18 protein-coding genes are annotated in these 16,244 nt (G+C 62.3%); 11 read left to right on the plus strand and 7 right to left on the minus strand.

The window, feature by feature from the left end; translation table 11 throughout:
* Positions 1 to 44 precede the first annotated feature (44 nt).
* Entirely contained in the window at positions 45 to 884 is an 840-nt protein-coding gene (locus G6N83_RS02575) for a DUF3097 family protein (RefSeq protein WP_165138989.1), read from the minus strand.
* A 125-nt stretch (positions 885 to 1,009) separates the two neighbouring features.
* On the opposite strand from G6N83_RS02575, the gene G6N83_RS02580 reads away from it, so the two are divergent.
* The 4 genes from G6N83_RS02580 to G6N83_RS02595 all read left to right on the plus strand — a co-directional run bounded on the left by G6N83_RS02580 (position 1,010) and on the right by G6N83_RS02595 (position 5,040).
* Positions 1,010 to 2,941: a TPM domain-containing protein gene (locus G6N83_RS02580; RefSeq protein WP_165138991.1), complete on the plus strand. Its 1,932-nt coding sequence runs from the start codon at positions 1,010 to 1,012 to the stop codon at positions 2,939 to 2,941.
* A gap of 69 nt (positions 2,942 to 3,010) precedes the next feature.
* Positions 3,011 to 3,748, plus strand: a complete 738-nt coding sequence (locus G6N83_RS02585; RefSeq protein WP_165138993.1) for a PspA/IM30 family protein — start codon at positions 3,011 to 3,013, stop codon at positions 3,746 to 3,748.
* A gap of 33 nt (positions 3,749 to 3,781) precedes the next feature.
* The gene (locus tag G6N83_RS02590) at positions 3,782 to 4,585 is read left to right on the plus strand and encodes an arginase family protein (RefSeq protein ID WP_165138995.1); all 804 of its coding nucleotides are present in this window, start codon (positions 3,782 to 3,784) and stop codon (positions 4,583 to 4,585) included.
* The gene (locus G6N83_RS02595) at positions 4,582 to 5,040 is read left to right on the plus strand and encodes a Fe-S oxidoreductase (protein WP_165138997.1); all 459 of its coding nucleotides are present in this window, start codon (positions 4,582 to 4,584) and stop codon (positions 5,038 to 5,040) included. Before G6N83_RS02590 ends, G6N83_RS02595 begins: the two co-directional genes overlap by 4 nt.
* A gap of 3 nt (positions 5,041 to 5,043) precedes the next feature.
* On the opposite strand, the gene G6N83_RS02600 is transcribed toward G6N83_RS02595, so the two are convergent.
* The 3 genes from G6N83_RS02600 to G6N83_RS02610 are packed head-to-tail and all read right to left on the minus strand — an operon-like array spanning position 5,044 to position 6,736.
* Positions 5,044 to 5,508, minus strand: a complete 465-nt coding sequence (locus G6N83_RS02600; protein WP_165138999.1) for an SIP domain-containing protein — start codon at positions 5,506 to 5,508, stop codon at positions 5,044 to 5,046.
* Positions 5,509 to 5,543: 35 nt separating this feature from the next.
* Positions 5,544 to 6,266 (minus strand): tyrosine-protein phosphatase, encoded by a 723-nt coding sequence (locus G6N83_RS02605; protein ID WP_165139001.1) that lies wholly within the window; start codon positions 6,264 to 6,266, stop codon positions 5,544 to 5,546.
* Complete coding sequence (locus G6N83_RS02610; protein WP_165139003.1) at positions 6,263 to 6,736, minus strand: carboxymuconolactone decarboxylase family protein; 474 nt, start codon at positions 6,734 to 6,736, stop codon at positions 6,263 to 6,265. The genes G6N83_RS02605 and G6N83_RS02610 overlap by 4 nt, the downstream gene beginning before the upstream one ends.
* 55 nt (positions 6,737 to 6,791) lie before the next feature.
* On the opposite strand from G6N83_RS02610, the gene G6N83_RS02615 reads away from it, so the two are divergent.
* From G6N83_RS02615 to G6N83_RS02640, 6 genes are all read left to right on the plus strand, one after another.
* On the plus strand, positions 6,792 to 7,715 hold the full coding sequence (locus tag G6N83_RS02615) for an alpha/beta fold hydrolase (protein ID WP_241246260.1): 924 nt from the start codon (positions 6,792 to 6,794) through the stop codon (positions 7,713 to 7,715).
* 133 nt (positions 7,716 to 7,848) lie between these two features.
* Complete coding sequence (locus tag G6N83_RS02620; RefSeq protein WP_165139007.1) at positions 7,849 to 9,360, plus strand: ABC transporter substrate-binding protein; 1,512 nt, start codon at positions 7,849 to 7,851, stop codon at positions 9,358 to 9,360.
* The gene (locus G6N83_RS02625) at positions 9,357 to 10,310 is read left to right on the plus strand and encodes an ABC transporter permease (protein WP_165139009.1); all 954 of its coding nucleotides are present in this window, start codon (positions 9,357 to 9,359) and stop codon (positions 10,308 to 10,310) included. The genes G6N83_RS02620 and G6N83_RS02625 overlap by 4 nt, the downstream gene beginning before the upstream one ends.
* A 2-nt stretch (positions 10,311 to 10,312) precedes the next feature.
* Positions 10,313 to 11,212 (plus strand): ABC transporter permease, encoded by a 900-nt coding sequence (locus tag G6N83_RS02630; RefSeq protein ID WP_165139011.1) that lies wholly within the window; start codon positions 10,313 to 10,315, stop codon positions 11,210 to 11,212.
* Entirely contained in the window at positions 11,209 to 12,012 is an 804-nt protein-coding gene (locus tag G6N83_RS02635) for an ABC transporter ATP-binding protein (protein WP_165139013.1), read from the plus strand. The genes G6N83_RS02630 and G6N83_RS02635 overlap by 4 nt, the downstream gene beginning before the upstream one ends.
* Positions 12,005 to 12,811, plus strand: a complete 807-nt coding sequence (locus tag G6N83_RS02640) for an ABC transporter ATP-binding protein (RefSeq protein ID WP_165139015.1) — start codon at positions 12,005 to 12,007, stop codon at positions 12,809 to 12,811. The genes G6N83_RS02635 and G6N83_RS02640 overlap by 8 nt, the downstream gene beginning before the upstream one ends.
* Before the next feature lie 6 nt (positions 12,812 to 12,817).
* Here G6N83_RS02640 and G6N83_RS02645 read toward each other — a convergent pair whose 3' ends face one another.
* From G6N83_RS02645 to G6N83_RS02655, 3 genes are read right to left on the minus strand one after another with little or no spacing between them, the layout of a single operon-like run.
* On the minus strand, positions 12,818 to 13,435 hold the full coding sequence (locus G6N83_RS02645; protein ID WP_165139017.1) for a GNAT family N-acetyltransferase: 618 nt from the start codon (positions 13,433 to 13,435) through the stop codon (positions 12,818 to 12,820).
* A gap of 31 nt (positions 13,436 to 13,466) precedes the next feature.
* Positions 13,467 to 14,159, minus strand: coding sequence for a uracil-DNA glycosylase (locus tag G6N83_RS02650; RefSeq protein ID WP_165139019.1), 693 nt, complete (start codon positions 14,157 to 14,159; stop codon positions 13,467 to 13,469).
* 9 nt (positions 14,160 to 14,168) lie between these two features.
* Positions 14,169 to 14,678 carry a phosphoribosyltransferase gene (locus G6N83_RS02655; RefSeq protein ID WP_165139021.1) on the minus strand — a complete coding sequence of 170 codons (510 nt, stop codon included), beginning with the start codon at positions 14,676 to 14,678 and terminating at the stop codon, positions 14,169 to 14,171.
* Positions 14,679 to 14,761: 83 nt separating this feature from the next.
* Between G6N83_RS02655 and G6N83_RS02660 the strand changes: the two genes are divergently transcribed.
* On the plus strand, positions 14,762 to 16,234 hold the full coding sequence (locus tag G6N83_RS02660; protein WP_165139023.1) for an MFS transporter: 1,473 nt from the start codon (positions 14,762 to 14,764) through the stop codon (positions 16,232 to 16,234).
* The last annotated feature ends 10 nt before the right edge of the window (positions 16,235 to 16,244 follow it).

The following is a 16,244-nucleotide window of genomic DNA, read 5'->3' on the forward strand; positions in this document are numbered from 1 at the left end:
TGTCACTCACTCGTCCAGGCTACCGAGCGTCGGCACCGGCACCGCTACGGCTCGACGGTCACGTAGTCGATGAGCTCTTCGACACGGCCGAGAAGCGTCGGCTCCAGATCGCGGAAAGAATGCACAGACCCGAGGATTCGCTGCCATGCGCGAGCAATGTCGGCTTGGTCCTCGGCTGGCCAACCGAGCGCGCGACACACCCCCACCTTCCACTCAACGTCTCGTGGCACCTGCGGCCACGCCGATATCCCCATCGCACGTGGCGTGACGCACTCCCACACATCGACGAAGGGATGCCCGACGATCCGGATGTGCGCGCCATGGCGTGATGCCGAAATTTCCGCTGCGATCCGCGACTCTTTCGAGCGTGGAACGAGATGATCCACGAGCACGCCGTAGCGCCGCGTAGCCGACGGCGGATCGTCGCGCAGCAAGTCCGCGAGCAAATCGATGCCCTGCAGATATTCGACGACGACGCCCTCGGCGCGGAGGTCCGCACCCCACACTTTCTCGACGAGCTCAGCATCGTGGCGTCCCTCGACGAGAATCCGCGACGGTCGCGCCACTCTCGCGCGTTGATCAGCCGGGGCAAAAGAACCGGATGCCGTCCGCCCACGACCCTCGGGTGCTTTTGGCGCTGGGGCCACCAGCACCACCGCGGCACCGTCGATCAAGAACCCGGGCCCAAGCGGAAAGAGCCGTCGCGACCCCTTTCGGTCTTCGAGTTCGACGAGTCCTTTGGCACAGCTCATGACGGCGCCACAGAACCCGTCCGCCGCGACCTCCACGACCAAATCACGTTCGACGGCAACCCTCGGGAGCGGTTTTGCAGCTCGCTCGCGCCAGCCGCTAGCCAACACATCACTGCCGTATCGATCATTCATCGCGTTCTCCTCCGGGCCGTCAGCGTAACCCGCGGGTACCGCTGTGTTTCGCCGACCCGCCCACATGGTCACTCATAGGGAGCGCTGCGTAGACTCAGATCACACTGCGCGTCACAGGAGGCTCCATGCGAACGCGAATGACTGCGGCTCTCACCGCCGCACTCACACTCGCCATGCTCGGTGGCGCGGCCACAGCATGGGCGACCGACCCCATCACCCTCGACTCTGGGTACATCACCGACGATGCTGGCGCGATCGAAGCCGGTCAGATCGCTGCCGCTGAAGACCGACTCGCTCAGTTGTCTACCGACACCGGCATCGACGTCTACGTCGCGATCGTCGACGAGTTCACGAATCCCTCGTCAAGCGAAGACTGGGCCAACGCCGTCGCAAGCGACAACGGTCTCGGGGTTTCGCAATACCTCTTCGCAATCGCGATGGACTCTCGTCAGTTCTACATCTCCGCAGATTCGTCCGGTCCGATCGATTTTGAACAGATCGCCGACATCGAGTCCGCCGTCACACCGGCGCTACGTGCCGACGACATCGCCGGCGCGATCGATGATGCGGCCGATGCCTTCGAGACTGCGGCCTCCGGAGGCACGGTTTCTGATGGCACGGGTTCGAACACTGGTACTTCCCAGGCGGATACCGGCAGCTCTCCCGTCTTCGTCGTCATACTCATCGTCGTCATCCTCGCGATAGCGGCGCTCCTCATTGCGATCGTGCTGCGGTCACGGCGAAAGCGTGCGGCGAGCGGAGGGAAGCCGGAACAGCTCGACCCGAAAGAACTCGCCCGGCGGGCGGCATCCGCTCTCGTCGAGACAGACGATGCACTTCGAACGAGTGAGCAAGAGCTCGGTTTTGCACGGGCCCAGTTCGGCGACGAGGCGACAGCCCCGTTCGTGGCTACTCTCGCCGCCGCAAAAGAAGGCCTTGATCGAGCATTCACACTCAAACAGCAACTCGACGACGAGATACCCGACACCGCCGAAACCGTTCGCTCGTGGAACAGCGAAATCATTGCCTTGTGCACCGCGGCACAGGCGGAGCTTGATGCAAAAGTTTCGGCATTCGATGACCTGAGAAAACTCGAGCAGAACGCTGCACCAGCGCTCGCGGGTGCGCGAGAGGGCAGTGCCCAAGCGGCCGCCGCACTCGAGGGAGCCCAAACGAAGCTCACCGAACTCTCTGTGCTGTACGCGCCGGCAGCTTTAGCGACAGTCGCCGACAATGTCTCTCAGGCCCGGGAGCGCCTCAGTTTCGCAGACGCCGAACTCGATGCGGCACACATGGCGCTGAACAAGGGCGAAAGCGCCAGCGCCGCTCTCCACATTCGAGCCGCCGAAAGCGCTGTCGGTCAAGCGAACCAGCTCGAAGAAGCCATCGGCACCCTCGGAGCAGACCTCGCGGCCGCACAAAGCCGCGTGCCCGCCCTCGTCGCCGAGCTCGAGCAAGACATTGCGACAGCCGAAGCGGTCACCGACGCTGACGGTCGCATCGCCGGCGCCATCGCGGGCGCCCGACACGGTCTCGAAACCGCACGCACCACGACACCGCCACGCCCGATCCTGACTCTGCAGTTACTCGAGAACGCGAATGAGCAGCTCGATGCCGTGCTGAATGACATCCGCGACAAGGCCGAGCGCGTTGAACGCGCGGAACGTCACACTGATCAGGTTCTGATGCAGGCGGGTGCCCAAATTTCTGCGGCACGGGACTACATCACGGCTCGCCGGGGCGCGGTGGGAGCGACGGCGCGCACTCGGCTCTCAGAGGCGGCGAGCGCGCTCGCTCAGGCACAGAGCGTGCGTGCGCAAGACCCCGAACAGGCGCTTCCGTTGGCGCAGCGTTCCTACCAGCTCGCGACACAGGCCATCGAGCTGGCACAAAACGACGTCGGCGGATTCGGCGGGCAAGGTGGCGGATCTAACGCTCTCTTCGGTGCGATGCTCGGCGGAATCGTCGTCAATTCGATGCTCGGCGGTGGCAGACGCGGCGGATTCGGGGGCGGTGGGTTCGGCGGCCGCGGCCGCCGTGGAGGCGGCCGGTTCTAATACTTCACTACACGCGCCGGTGGCTACCGGCATCCATTTCGCAGTACTCATTGATAGGAAGGTAATCCCATGGCAAAGCAGTCCATCTTCGGCCGAATCTCGACTCTGATGCGCGCAAACGTTAACGCGATGATCGACTCCGCGGAAGACCCGCAGAAAATGCTCGACCAGTTGGTGCGCGACTACACCAACAACATCGCGGATGCTGAGTCAGCGATCGCTGAGACAATCGGCAACCTGCGACTGCTCGAACGCGACCACCAGGAAGACACGCAGTCGGCTGCAGAGTGGGGCAACAAAGCCCTCGCTGCGAGCCGCAAAGCAGATCAGTTGCGGGGAGCCGGCAGCGTTGCCGATGCAGACAAGTTCGACAACCTTGCGAAAATCGCGCTCCAGCGTCAGATCTCCGAAGAAGGACAGGCCAAAGCGGCTGCACCGCAGATCGCGGCACAGACCGAGGTCGTCGACAAGCTCAAAGATGGCCTGAGCGGCATGAAGCAGAAGCTCGAGCAGCTGAAAACCAAACGGAGCGAACTTCTCGCGCGCGCAAAGGTCGCCGAAGCGCAGAACAAGGTGCACGACGCGATCAAGTCAGTCGATGTCATGGACCCGACGAGCGAACTCGGCCGATTCGAAGACAAGATTCGCCGGCAAGAAGCACTCGCGCAGGGCAAGGCAGAGCTCGCGGCTTCCAGCCTCGACGCCCAGTTCGAAAGCCTCGAAGACCTCGGCGAGCTCACCGAGGTCGAAGCACGTCTCGCGGCGCTCAAGTCGAGCTCACCAGCAACCGGCCAGATCGAGCAGTAATACCGGGCATAGCCCACCAGAAAGGAACGGCGCATGGCACACTTCATCGTCGTACCCCAGTGGCAGGGATCGTCGTCGGCACGCGCAATGCAGCTTGCCGACGGCGCCCTGGCCATCAACGGCGATTTGCCGCGCGCCGCGTGCACCCTGATCGACGTTCCCACCGAGGCTGGCGAAGAACAGGGCACGGGAGTGCGCCGATACTCCACTCTCGAGCGGGTTCACGATCTCGTAGCGCAGGCGGTGGCAGAGAACAATCAGGTAGTCGTCGTCGGCGGCGACAGCAGTGTGTCGCTCGGTGCTCTCGAGTCTCTCGCGGACACCGAGACGGCCGTGCTGTGGTTGGGTGCACACCCAGCTCTTCATTCCCCAGCGACATCGCCAACCTCGGCGCTCCATGAGATGACGCTCCGCTGCGTACTCGGCGAGGGTGCGCCCGGCCTTGCCGCGACGCCGCCTGTCATTACGCCGGACCATGTCGTCATCGCCGGCGCCCGTGACTTCGACGTTGCCGAGCTCGCCGTCGTACGCGATTTGGATATTCGCATCCTTGGCGTCGATGAACTCGACAAAGCGGCGTCGATCCTTCGCCGAAGTGGCGCATCCAGGCTGTATATCCACGTCGATCTCGATGTGCTCGACTCCGCCGCGATTTCCGGGCTGTCTCGCCCCGTTCCTTTCGGCGCGACTCCCGAAGACCTCGTAGCAACGATCCGCGCAGCTCGAAGTGAGCTACCCCTGATTGGCGCATCAATCACTGAGTTCGCGCCCGCATCGCGAATCGCCGCCGAAGACGACCTCAGCGTCATCCTCAGGGTCATCGGGGCGCTCGCGTGAGCCCGATCGCTGTGCCACCACACGGCTGGCAGGAGCGTGCACAACGCGCTGTCGCGAAGGGGCAGCTGATCGACGCCTTCATTCCCGGCATCCTGCTCGATTCGGCGTTCAGCCGTCTGGGTTATTGGTATGCCTGCGCGCTCGGATGGGCGTGGGGAACTATCTGGAGCACCGGAAAGGTCGAAAAGCGCGGAGAACTGTGGGTATTTCGTGGCCTTCCACGCTGGGCATTCCCTCGGGGCGGGGTCTGTATCGGCCACTGTTATCTCACCGGCAGCGCGTACGTGACAGCTCGAGTGCTGCGCCACGAGGCCATCCACGTCGCACAGTGGCAACGCTACGGGTTCCTCATGCCCCTGCTTTCGGCGATCTCTGGACGCGATCCACTGCAGAACCGCTTTGAAATCGAAGCGGGATTAGAGGACGGGAACTACGTGCCGCGCGGCACGGAGTGACGCTCAGGACGCTGTCGCGAGCCCGAAACGTTCCGGCGTGTGGATACCGCTTGGCAGCACTCCACGCGCCTCTGTGAGGTGATCGACGATGTCAGCAGTTCCGAGGAAGCCGCCCAAAAGAAAAACACGAGTGTGGTCGTCGTCGTCGCAGATCATTTCATCTGACCATGCTGTGACAGCTCGGACCAGCGCGGCACCAGGACTGCACGCGGCGCCCGAACCCACAGCGCCCGTGCGACGGGAGCGATCGAGCCACGTCACCGTCATACGCGCGGGTGCAACGATCGTCGAGACGAATGAGCCATCGGGCACCTCGATGAAGACCCGCCCGGTTGAGCACATCGGAAGTACCGCGAGGAGGGCTTCGAGTTCACCCAAAGATGTTTCGTCGGCGGTGATGAGATGCTGCACGCGCGTGTGCTTGGAGGTACGGCACACGGTGGAGTTGTGCTCGGCGCTGTTTGACATGACAGTCAAACTATAGCGCCCAAATGAAGGGTTGCCTAACCTTCGTCGATGAGAATTCTCTGCAAGAGTGCGATCTCTTCGTGAGACATTCCGTGCGCTTCGAGGTAACCGGCTGCAGAACCGTAGGTTTCGTCGATCTGGGCGAGAAAGCGTCGCATTACCGGGGCGGGCGAACGTGTAGCGAGATCCTCGAGGTGTCGTGCATGCGGGTGCGCTGCCCGCAGAGCACTGACGACGCGTCGATTGCGTTGTTCGGGAAGGAGTGACTCCGTCCGCGCATAGTCAGCGACAACGGCTTCGCGCTCAACGCCCGCGGCGGCGAGCGCGAGCGCAACGGTCACGCCAGTGCGGTCTTTTCCCACCGTGCAATGTACGAGCACCGGCTGGCCCGATGTGATCCCGCGGACGGCGTGCACGACGCGCTTCGCCGAGTCATTCGCAAGCCGCTCATACAACTCATCAAGAGAGATGTCGTCAGCGAAGAACGAAGCGACAGATCCTAGGAAGAGCGGCTCCCGCTGTGTCGCGATGTCCGAATCGACAAAGGGTGAGGGTTCGCGCTGCACTTCGTCATCGTCGCGTAGGTCGATGATTCGCCGAATACCGAGCGCTCGAAAAGCATCTAGTCCTCGAGCGCCGAGAGAGGCGAGATTGCCAGAACGGAAGAGGACTCCCCTACGGGTGAGACCAGTGGATGCCGGGAGCCCGCCCACGTCACGAAAGTTCAGCGCACCCGCAACGAGAGATTCGGTGTTCACGCCTCGTCCGCCCGAGGCGGCACCGGGTAGCGACCTGCGATTGCCACACGATTGAACGCGTTGATGGCCACGAGGATCCAACTGAGTGCGACGTACTCGCTTTCGGTGAGAATTCCACCGGCCTGATCGTAAACGTCGTCGGGGATTCCACCGCGATGGATAAATGTGAATGCCTCTGCAAGTTCGAGCGCCGCCCGCTCACGCGATGAGAAGACACCCGACTCTCGCCATGTCGCAATCTGCGCGATCGTGTCAGCAGACAAACCCGCATGCGTCGCGCGATCCACATGAACGCGCACACAGAAAGCGCATCCGTTCAGCTGCGAAACGTGGATCTGGACGATCTCTTTCAGGCGATCATCAATACCGCCGTCGCTAGCAACGCGGCCCACTTCGCGAGAAAACGCATCAAGAGCTTTATATGCCGCTGGAGCCGACCGCGACAGGTGAACTCGTTGTTCTTCGGTCACGCAATTACCCTAGCGAATGGGGATACGAGATTGCCCACTTCCGCAAAGGAGCAACGTGACCGACGAAGCGTTCGATGAATTCTCTTTTCTTGCCGCACAACAGCGCGATCTCGCTCTGAACAGCCCGCTCCCACGCGCTGAGCGTCTCAGCCTCACTCTTGACGACGGACGCACTCTCAGCGCGCTGCGCTACGGAGATGCGCCACCCGCTGTGACGTTCCTGCACGGCGCCGGGCTGAACGCCCACACGTGGGATGCCACGATCCTCGCCGCGGGCCTGCCGGCGCTCGCGATAGATCTTCCCGGCCACGGCGACTCATCATGGCGCGAAGATGCCGCATACATCGGTTCGATACTCGCGCCAGATGTTATTACCGCAATGAGCGCATGGACCGAAGAGCCACAGCTGCTTGTCGGTCACTCGCTTGGCGGACTGACAGCCATGACGGTGGCCGGATCGCACCCCGAGCTGGTTCGGGCGCTCGTCATTGTCGACATCACTCCCGGGGTGAAGCCCACCGGCGCACCTCGAGAGCTCCTCGAGTTTTATGCGGGACCGACGGACTGGGCTTCCCGGGAGGAACTCGTCGATCGCGCGATGGCATTTGGTCTGGGTGGATCGCGAGATGCAACAGCCCGCGGGGTCTTCCTCAATTCTCGGGTGCGCGAAGACGGCCGGGTGGAGTGGAAGCACCACATCGCTCATCTCATGGCTGCCGCAACGGCGGCGAGCACCGGCGTACCCGGTGATGGTGAGAACGCGATGACGACAGCTCTCCGACCCGATACGTGGCTAGACCTCGAACGGGTTTCGGCGCCGATAACACTGGTGCACGCGGACAACGGCTACCTCACCGACGATGACGTCGAAGAGTTTGTCTCGCACGCACCAACCACGCGCGTTGAACACGTAACGTCATCTCACAATGTGCAAGAGCAGATCCCCCGTAAACTTGCGGAGTTGCTCACCGATCTCTAACTCTCGGATTGCATTGTTACGAGAGCGAGCCCTTTCCCGCCCCGCGGAGTTTAGGCTGTTCTATCGCACCCCCGATCCTGCGTTACGCTGCCGCGCCGACGATGGCCACGGCAGTCCCGTGAAAGGACCCCGTATGTTCCGCCGCACCACACTCGCCGCCGCTGCCTCCCTCGCGGCCGCCGCGCTCGCTTTAACGGCGTGCTCGGGAAGCCCAGATGGTGGGAGTTCTTCCTCCGCGGCAGCCGCCGACCCAGACGCCTCCATCGCGGTTCGTCTCGTGCTCGAGCCGACCAACCTGGATATTCGAGAGACAAGCGGAGCGGCTCTCGACCAGATCCTGATCGACAACGTCTACCAGGGTTTGGTGTCCCGCACTCCTGATCAAGAGATCGTTCCCGCTCTCGCTAGCGACTACACGATTTCAGACGACGGTCTCACTTACACATTCACTCTTCGCGAAGGCGTCACATTCCACGACGGGCAAGAGCTCACTCCGGATGACGTCGTGTGGTCCTTGACCCAACACCGCGACACCGAAACGTGGCTTGACTCCGCACGACTGTCGGGAGTGACATCCATCGCCGCCGACGGCCAGGATGTCGTACTCACGCTCTCTGAACCCGACTCAACACTGCTGTGGAACCTCACGGGACGCGCGGGCATCATTTTGAAGCAAGACGATTCAGTCGATTACCTCACTGCGGCGAACGGCACGGGGCCATTCATGGTTGCTTCGTGGAAGCAAGGCGACAGTGTGACGCTCTCGCGATACGACGACTACTGGGGCGACGCCGCCAAGTCCGCCGAGGTCGTGTTCTCCTATATCCCCGAAACGCAGGCCGCGCTTTCCGCGGCACTCGCCGGCGAGGTGGACGTACTCACCGGGTTCGACGCCACCTTGACCGATCAGGTCGAAGCGAACGGCGATTTCACTGTCGACGTGGGCGCGTCCACCGACAAGGGCGTACTCGCGATGAACAGCACCTCGGGGCCGCTTTCGGACAAGCGGGTGCGCCAGGCGATCCGCCAGGCAATTGATCACGATTCCATCGTCGAAGCTCTCGGCGCCGGCGAGACATTGTATGGCCCCATCCCGTCGCTCGATCCCGGTTACGAAGATCTTTCGGATGTCGCGCCCTATGATCCCGACGCTGCCAAAAAGCTGCTGAGTGAAGCTGGTTACGAAGACCTCGATCTGACGCTGACGATTCCGTCGTTCTATGCCACGACCGTCTCGCAGATCTTGGTGTCCGACCTCAACGATGTCGGCATCACCTTGACAGTCGACTCCGTCGAGTTCTCCACCTGGCTGAACGATGTGTACGCGAACCAGGACTACGAGCTCAGCTTCGTCTTGCACACCGAGGCACACGACTTCGAGAACTGGGCGAACCCGGATTACTACTTCACCTACGACAACGCTGAGGTTCAGGATCTCTATGCGCAGTCGCTTGCGGCAACCGATGAGGACGAAGCCGCAGCGCTGCTGGCAAAAGCGGCACGGATCGTCTCAGAAGATGCTGCAGCCGATTGGCTGTACAACGGCGGTTCCGTCGTGGCGGTGGCTTCCGATGTAACCGGTGTTCCCACTGTCAATGTCAACGCGCGCTTCAACGCTGCCGAGATCGCCAAGAGCGCCGGGTGATTCGATACGCGCTGACGCGGTTGGCCCTGCTTTTGCTGGGCCTGCTCGTTGCCAGCGTGCTTATTTTCTTCTCATTGCGGGTGCTGCCCGGCGATATTGCGCAGGTAATCGCGGGCAGTACCGGTAGTCCCGAGCAGGTGGCGGCCCTCCGCGAACGCCTCGGACTCGACGCACCGCTATGGGCGCAGTACGGCGACTGGTTAGCTGGCGTCTTGCGAGGAGACCTCGGTACGTCCTTGATCACGGGCACACCGGTTACTACCGAACTGGCACAAAAGGCTCAGGTGACTGTTCCGCTCGGCATCATGGCGTTGTTGGTTGCGCTGGTCGTGAGCGTGCCATTGGGTGTCGCCTCCGCGATGCGCCGCGGCAAACCAGTGGGAACAGGTTTGAGCGTGGGAGCCCAGTTTTTCGCAGCGGTACCAGTCGTCTGGGCCGGGATGATGCTCGTCGTCGTTTTTGCTGTCTGGCTCGGCTGGCTGCCAGCACAGGGTTTTCCTCGGAACGGCTGGTCTGACCCCGGTGCAGCATTCCGCTCTCTCGTGCTCCCCGCACTGACGATCGGGGTTGTCGAAGGAGCAATGCTTCTGCGCTTCGTGAGGTCAGCAACGATTCAAGCAAGCGACCAGGACTACGTGCGTACCGCGGCCGCGAAAGGACTCACTCGCAATCAGGCTCTCATTCGGCACGGGCTACCCAACGTGGGACTGTCCATCGTGACGGTTCTTGGTCTACAGATTGCCGGAATCATTGTTGGCGCGGTCGTCGTCGAGCAACTCTTCTCGCTACCCGGAATCGGACGGATGCTGGTGGAAGACGTGGGAAGGCGCGATCTACCCAAAGTGCAGGGAGAACTGCTGGCTCTCACGGGGTTTGTCTTGATCATCGGATTCATCGTGGACCTCGTCCACCGCGCACTCGATCCGCGACAGCGGGGAGACTCCGCGTGAAAGTGAAAAGCACCAGATCGTCTCGTAGCTGGATCGCACGCCTTTGGGCGCTATCGACCGGGAAGTTCGGGCTCGTCGTTGCGGCCGTGGTGACGGTCACCGCAATCACCGCGAGCTTCTGGACACCGTTTGACCCGCAAAACGTCGACATTGCCGTGCGATGGACGTCGCCGTCATGGCCGCATGTATTCGGCACCGATGGCACCGGCCGCGATATCTTCAGCCTCATCATGGCGGGTTCGCGAACGACGGTATTTGTGGCCGTCGGTGCCGGCGTCATTGCGACGGTCCTCGGCCTTGCACTCGCCGCTGCGGGCGCGTTGACTCCGCGCGTGATTCGGGAGACCGTCGCAGTGTTCGTCGACATCCTTATCGCTTTCCCCGTACTCCTCATCGCCATGATGATTTCGGCGGTGTGGGGCGGGTCGCTCTGGGTAGTCATCTGGGCCGTTGGAATCGGCTTCGGCGTCAACATCGCTCGTGTGACACGACCCGAGCTTCGGCGGGTGCTGCAGAGCGACTTCGTTATTGCCGGACGCGCCTCAGGTCTCACGCCCTTCCAGAATCTGGCGCGACACCTTCTCCCGAACGTCGCTCCGGTATTCATCGTGCAACTGTCGTGGGCAATGGCCGTCGCAGTTCTTGCGGAAGCCGGGCTGTCGTACCTCGGATTCGGTGCGCCGGTGACCGAACCCAGCTGGGGTTTGTTGCTTTCGGAGTTGCAGCAGTACATCTCGGTGCAGCCGCTCGTCGTCATCTGGCCGGGACTCGCCATCACTGTCACAGTTCTCGGACTAAACCTCCTCGGGGATGGTCTTCGAGAGGCAACAGATCCAACCCTTCGTCGTTCGACTGCGCGGCGACCCACTGCCGAGGTTCACGAGCCGGAGGTGGTCGCGTGAGCCTCGAAGTGAAGGATCTCACCATCGATATTGACGGCGTCCGCGCCGTCGACGGCATTACGTTCTCCGTCGAAGACGGCGCCCGAGTGGGGATCATCGGAGAATCCGGCTCCGGCAAGTCGCTCACAGCGCTTGCGATCACGGGGCTCCTGCCAGAGGGTGCGGTCGCAACTGGCAGCGTGCGCTGGAATGGCCGTGAACTCCTGAACATTCCTGACCGGGAGATCGCGGAAATACGCGGCGATGAGATCGGGGTTGTTTTCCAAGAACCGCAGACGGCTCTGAACCCCATCAGGACGGTGGGGCGCCAAATCGCTGAATCAATCAATATTCATGAGCGGCTAACGAAGCCCGAGCTCAACCGCCGAGCGATAGCTGAAGCCGCGAGAGTGCGTTTGCCGAGCCCGGACAGCATCGTCAAACGCTTCCCGCATCAGCTCTCGGGTGGTCAGCGTCAGCGCGTTGCAATCGCCATCGCACTCGCGGCGGGCCCCCGCCTCCTCATCGCCGACGAGCCGACAACGGCCCTCGATGTCACCATCCAAGCGGAAGTTCTCGCTCTGCTCGATGATCTCGTCTCCCACGACGGCATGTCGCTCATCTTCATCACTCACGACCTTGCAGTGCTGTCGCAGGTCGCGAGCCGTGGAGTCGTACTCGCCGATGGAAAAATCGTCGAGCAGGCCGCCGTCGCCGATCTCTTGACGAAACCTCAGTCCGCTGTCGCCAAGGGGCTTCTGCGCGACGCGACAGCAACGGTGTGGCGCCCGGCCCGCGCGAGCGGAGCGGCCGATGACTGAGACGCCACTCCTTCGCGCACGCGGTCTGACACGCACTCACGGCAATGTGCGCCCATCTCTGTTCTCTCGCCGCCCTCTCACGACAGCTCTCGACGATGTCGATGTGACGGTGCGCGAGGGAACGGCAACCGGCGTCATCGGCGAGTCCGGTGCGGGAAAGTCGACGCTCGTGCGCCTACTCCTCGCGCTCGATGTGCCGAGTGCCGGTGTCATTGAATTTAACGGTCAGGTTGTCGACGCTCGCGCATCGGCGCGACGGCTGCACTGGCTTCGCCGGCAGACGGGAATCGTCTTCCAGGATCCGTACGCCTCACTCGATCCGCGGATGAGCGTCGGACGCATCGTAGGAGAGCCACTCTGGGCTCTCGACATCGATGGAGATCGTCGCGGCAGGGTGCGGGAGGTTCTGAGGAGCGTTGGCTTGGATGCCGCGGCCGCTGACCGCTTCCCGCACGAGTTCTCAGGGGGTCAGCGCCAGCGCATTGCTCTCGCTCGCGCGATCGTGCACCGTCCTCGCCTTCTTGTCGGCGACGAGCCGCTCTCGGCCCTCGACGTCACAGTCCGGGCTCAGATTCTGGACGTGCTCAGCGAACTTCGCAGCGAGGGTCTGACGATCATGCTGGTTTCGCATGATATCGGTGTCGTCCAGAATCTGTGCGACGAGGTCCTCGTGATGAAAGATGGCCGCGTCGTCGAGGAGGGACCGACCGAAAAGGTTCTCTTGCAACCGCAAGCGGTGTACACGCGCCAGCTGCTCGCATCCATTCCCGTGATCGGGCCCAGAGCCACCGAGACGTAAACCGCGTCAACGGCTGAAGAGGCTCCGTTTTTTCTTCTTTTTCGGCTGCAATGACTTTTGCAGGTAGATGGTCCCGAGCCAGCGCCCAAACTTGAACCCGACGCGCCCCATGCGCCCCACTTCGACGAAGCCCAGCCGTTCGTGCAGGGCGATTGATCCTTCGGCGCCCTTGTCGCTGATGACCGCAACGAGTTCGCGAATCCCAAGATCTTCGCACGCAACGATAAGGGCTTCCAGAAGAGCTCGCCCGAGGCCTTTACCTGTGGCGCTCGGACCGAGATAGATCGAGTTCTCGACTGTGTATCGAAAGGCTGATTTGCCCGCCCACGGGCTCACGAGCGCATAGCCCAGCACCTGCCCGCGCGGGGATTGCGCAACGATGAACGGCAGGTTGAGCTTTTGAATGTGGTCAAACTTCGCTCGCCACTGCGCAATACTCCAGCGCTTCTCGTCGAACGTGACTACCGAGTTCGTGACGTAGTAGTTGTAGATCTCACGAATGTCGGGGATGTCGGACACTTGAGCAGGACGGATCGTGTACTCGAACGGGCCCTCACTCGCGGGGCGTGGTCTGAGGTGACGCGGCAGTCGTCGACGACTCTTGTCGTATTCCTCCTCGAGCATTGCTCTAGCCTACGCGCGAGAAGTAGTCAGGTCACTCTGGAATGTTCCAGTCGACGGGGCTCGCGCCCTGGGTTTCAAGCATTGCGTTCGCCCGTGAAAACGGCCGTGAACCAAAAAAACCTCGCCGGGCCGACAGCGGCGATGGATGAGGGGATTCGATGGTCGCGGTCGCCCCGAGCAGAGCTTTGGCACTTGAGGCATCCTTGCCCCACAGGATCGCAACGAGCGGTTGTTCGCGAGCCGCTAACACGCTGATGGCGTGAGCTGTGACCTTCTCCCACCCCCACCCGCGGTGGGATGCCGGCTCCCCCGGCGCCACGGTGAGCACCCTGTTGAGCAGCATGACCCCCTGGTCGCTCCACGACGACAGGTCGCCGTGGACGGCGGGTGCGATACCGAGGTCGCTCTCACGCTCTTTGTAAATATTTCCGAGGCTCCGCGGAAGCGGGCGAACGTGCTTATCCACAGCAAACGAGAGTCCGATGGGGTGGCCCGGAGTGGGGTACGGGTCTTGACCGACGATCAGAACTTTAACGTCCTCGAGCGGACGAGCGAACACGCGTAAAACATTCTCGCCGCTCGGGAGAAAGGGAGTTCCCGCGCGTGCTTGGGCCCGCAACCGCTCACCGAGCGCGGCAATGTCGTCCGCAACCGGAGTAAGAGCGTCAGCCCACCCCGGGTCCATACTTCCGGATGCCGCCAGCTCAGCGAGGGTTCTTGGCATCAGCGGCGGTTAGGCACTACCCGCGAGGCCGGCGTCTTCTTCAATAACACTGCCCTGCCACGACCACGGAAAATCAATCCAGAGATCGGTGTTCTTCCAGCTGTAGTCAGGCTGAATGATCGTGGTCGGCTTCGTATAGATCACAGCGGAGCGGACGATAGCGCCCTGCTCCGAAAGCAAGCGGACGGCAAGATCGAGCGTGCGGCCGCTATCCGCGACATCGTCGACGAGAAGGACACGCCGACCCTTGAGGTACGTCATGTCGAGTTCGGGCGGAAGAAGGGCGGGAGCGTCGAGAACGGTTCCGATCCCGGTGTAGAACTCGACGTTGATCGCGCCGCAGTTCTTTATGCCAAGCCCGTAAGAGATGGAGCCAGCAGGAAGAAGCCCACCGCGGGCAATTGCGACCACCACTTCAGGTACGAAGTCGTCGGCAAGAATGTCGCGTGCGATATCCCGCGATGCCGCCCCGAACCCGTCCCAGGTGAGATGCTCTCGCTCGCCGGTTGCTTCGCCCATCGTGTGTTCCTCTCTTGAGCGACACCACTGCCGCCCGCTCCAGCCTAGAGCGCGTCAGCGCGCCTCCGGTGTACTCTCACCGCATGCGCCCCGAAAGCACGGTGTCCGCCGCTCGACTCACGTCGCCTCTTGGCATCACAGCATCACTCATCGGCTGGTTTGTCCTGGTCGAGCTCGTGAGTGGAATCCTGCAGGGGTACTACGTGCCGCTGTTCAGTGACATCGTCGCGCATTTAGGAGTCCATGACTCTGACGTCAACTGGTTCGAGGCAGCTCAGCTGCTGCTCTCCGCGCTAGTGGTGCCAGTTCTCGCCAAACTCGGCGACATGTACGGGCACAAGAAGATTCTTCTAATCGCCGCGATTTTGACCGCCGGGGCAAGTTGGTGGCTCGCTTTCGCTGGCTCGTTTTGGAGTTTTCTCATCGCGTGGGCGCTTCAAGGCTTTTACGTCGTGTGGCTGCCCCTCGAAGTAGCCCTCATTTTCGAGCGCGGGCGCCGCCAAAATCGAGGGGTGTCGACGACCCGTCGGGCGGCCGGCCTCCTCGTCGTGGGTTTGCAGGCCGGAGCGATCATCGGCGCGCTCGCGGCCGGTCGTATCTTCGCCGCGACAAACGAAAACCTGCCGCTTACCCTCGTCGCGCCTGCCATCGCTGTGAGTCTCGTTGCCGTCGTGATCTGGATTGGCGTTCCCGAATCGGAGCCGGTGCGCGGGCGTCGACTCGACACGGGTGGCTTCGTCATCCTGGCGTTCGCTCTGCTGCTCGTCACGAGTGCGCTCACCTTCCTGCGGCTCAACGGACCGGGTTTCGTCTGGACCTGGATTCTCCTCGCCGCCGGAGTCGCTGCATTCTGGTGGTTCGTGCGGTTTGAGCTTCGGCAAAGCGATCCCGCAATCGATATCCGTGTCCTCAAGCGACCAGAGATGTGGCCGGTCCAGGCGACAGCGGCATTGATAGGAATCAGCCTGCTGGGTGCGCAGGGGCCCCTGTCGACGTATGCGGGCACCGACACCTCCCTGGGCTACGGCCTGGGCTTGGACGCCACTTCACGCTCGAACATCATCGGCGTGTATCTGATCTCTCTCATCGTCGGCGCAATCATTTTCGCGGTGCTCTCTCAACGAGGCAATCCGCGGGTGATCCTCATCGGGGCGTCCGCGCTCGTCGGCATCGGCTACACGCTCTTTCTGCCGTTTCATCTCGAGTTGTGGCAGGTTCTGTGCAATCTCTCTATCGCGGGCCTCGGCTCAGGCGCGCTCGTCGGAGCACTGCCCGCGGCTGCCGCTGCAGCCGCGCCGCGTGGTCAAACCGGAATATCGTCTGCTCTCACGAACACGACGAAAACGATCGGTGGCACATTTGCGTCAGCGATCTTCGGCGTCGTGCTCGCAGCAGGTGCCGGCACGCTTCTGAGCGAGACAGCGGCATCCCTCGGTGGCTACCTCGCGGTGTGGAGTATCTGCGCGGCCGGTGGTTTCGTTGCGGCGGTACTTCTGTTTTTCGTGCCGAAGGTCGCGTTCTCGGACGCGCAACCTGCCGCGAACGCAACTATCTAGCCGTTCTCAG

It is taken from the genome of Microbacterium endophyticum (assembly GCF_011047135.1).
In the GTDB taxonomy this organism is placed as follows: Bacteria; Actinomycetota; Actinomycetes; order Actinomycetales; family Microbacteriaceae; genus Microbacterium; species Microbacterium endophyticum.

Coding starts and splice junctions, on each gene's coding strand:
- G6N83_RS02575 (WP_165138989.1), bottom strand. CDS start 884: ATGAATGATCGATACGGCAGTGATGTGTTGGCTAGCGGCTGGCGCGAG.
- G6N83_RS02580 (WP_165138991.1), top strand. CDS start 1,010: ATGCGAACGCGAATGACTGCGGCTCTCACCGCCGCACTCACACTCGCC.
- G6N83_RS02585 (WP_165138993.1), top strand. CDS start 3,011: ATGGCAAAGCAGTCCATCTTCGGCCGAATCTCGACTCTGATGCGCGCA.
- G6N83_RS02590 (WP_165138995.1), top strand. CDS start 3,782: ATGGCACACTTCATCGTCGTACCCCAGTGGCAGGGATCGTCGTCGGCA.
- G6N83_RS02600 (WP_165138999.1), bottom strand. CDS start 5,508: ATGTCAAACAGCGCCGAGCACAACTCCACCGTGTGCCGTACCTCCAAG.
- G6N83_RS02620 (WP_165139007.1), top strand. CDS start 7,849: ATGTTCCGCCGCACCACACTCGCCGCCGCTGCCTCCCTCGCGGCCGCC.
- G6N83_RS02640 (WP_165139015.1), top strand. CDS start 12,005: ATGACTGAGACGCCACTCCTTCGCGCACGCGGTCTGACACGCACTCAC.
- G6N83_RS02645 (WP_165139017.1), bottom strand. CDS start 13,435: ATGCTCGAGGAGGAATACGACAAGAGTCGTCGACGACTGCCGCGTCAC.
- G6N83_RS02650 (WP_165139019.1), bottom strand. CDS start 14,159: ATGCCAAGAACCCTCGCTGAGCTGGCGGCATCCGGAAGTATGGACCCG.
- G6N83_RS02655 (WP_165139021.1), bottom strand. CDS start 14,678: ATGGGCGAAGCAACCGGCGAGCGAGAGCATCTCACCTGGGACGGGTTC.
- G6N83_RS02660 (WP_165139023.1), top strand. CDS start 14,762: ATGCGCCCCGAAAGCACGGTGTCCGCCGCTCGACTCACGTCGCCTCTT.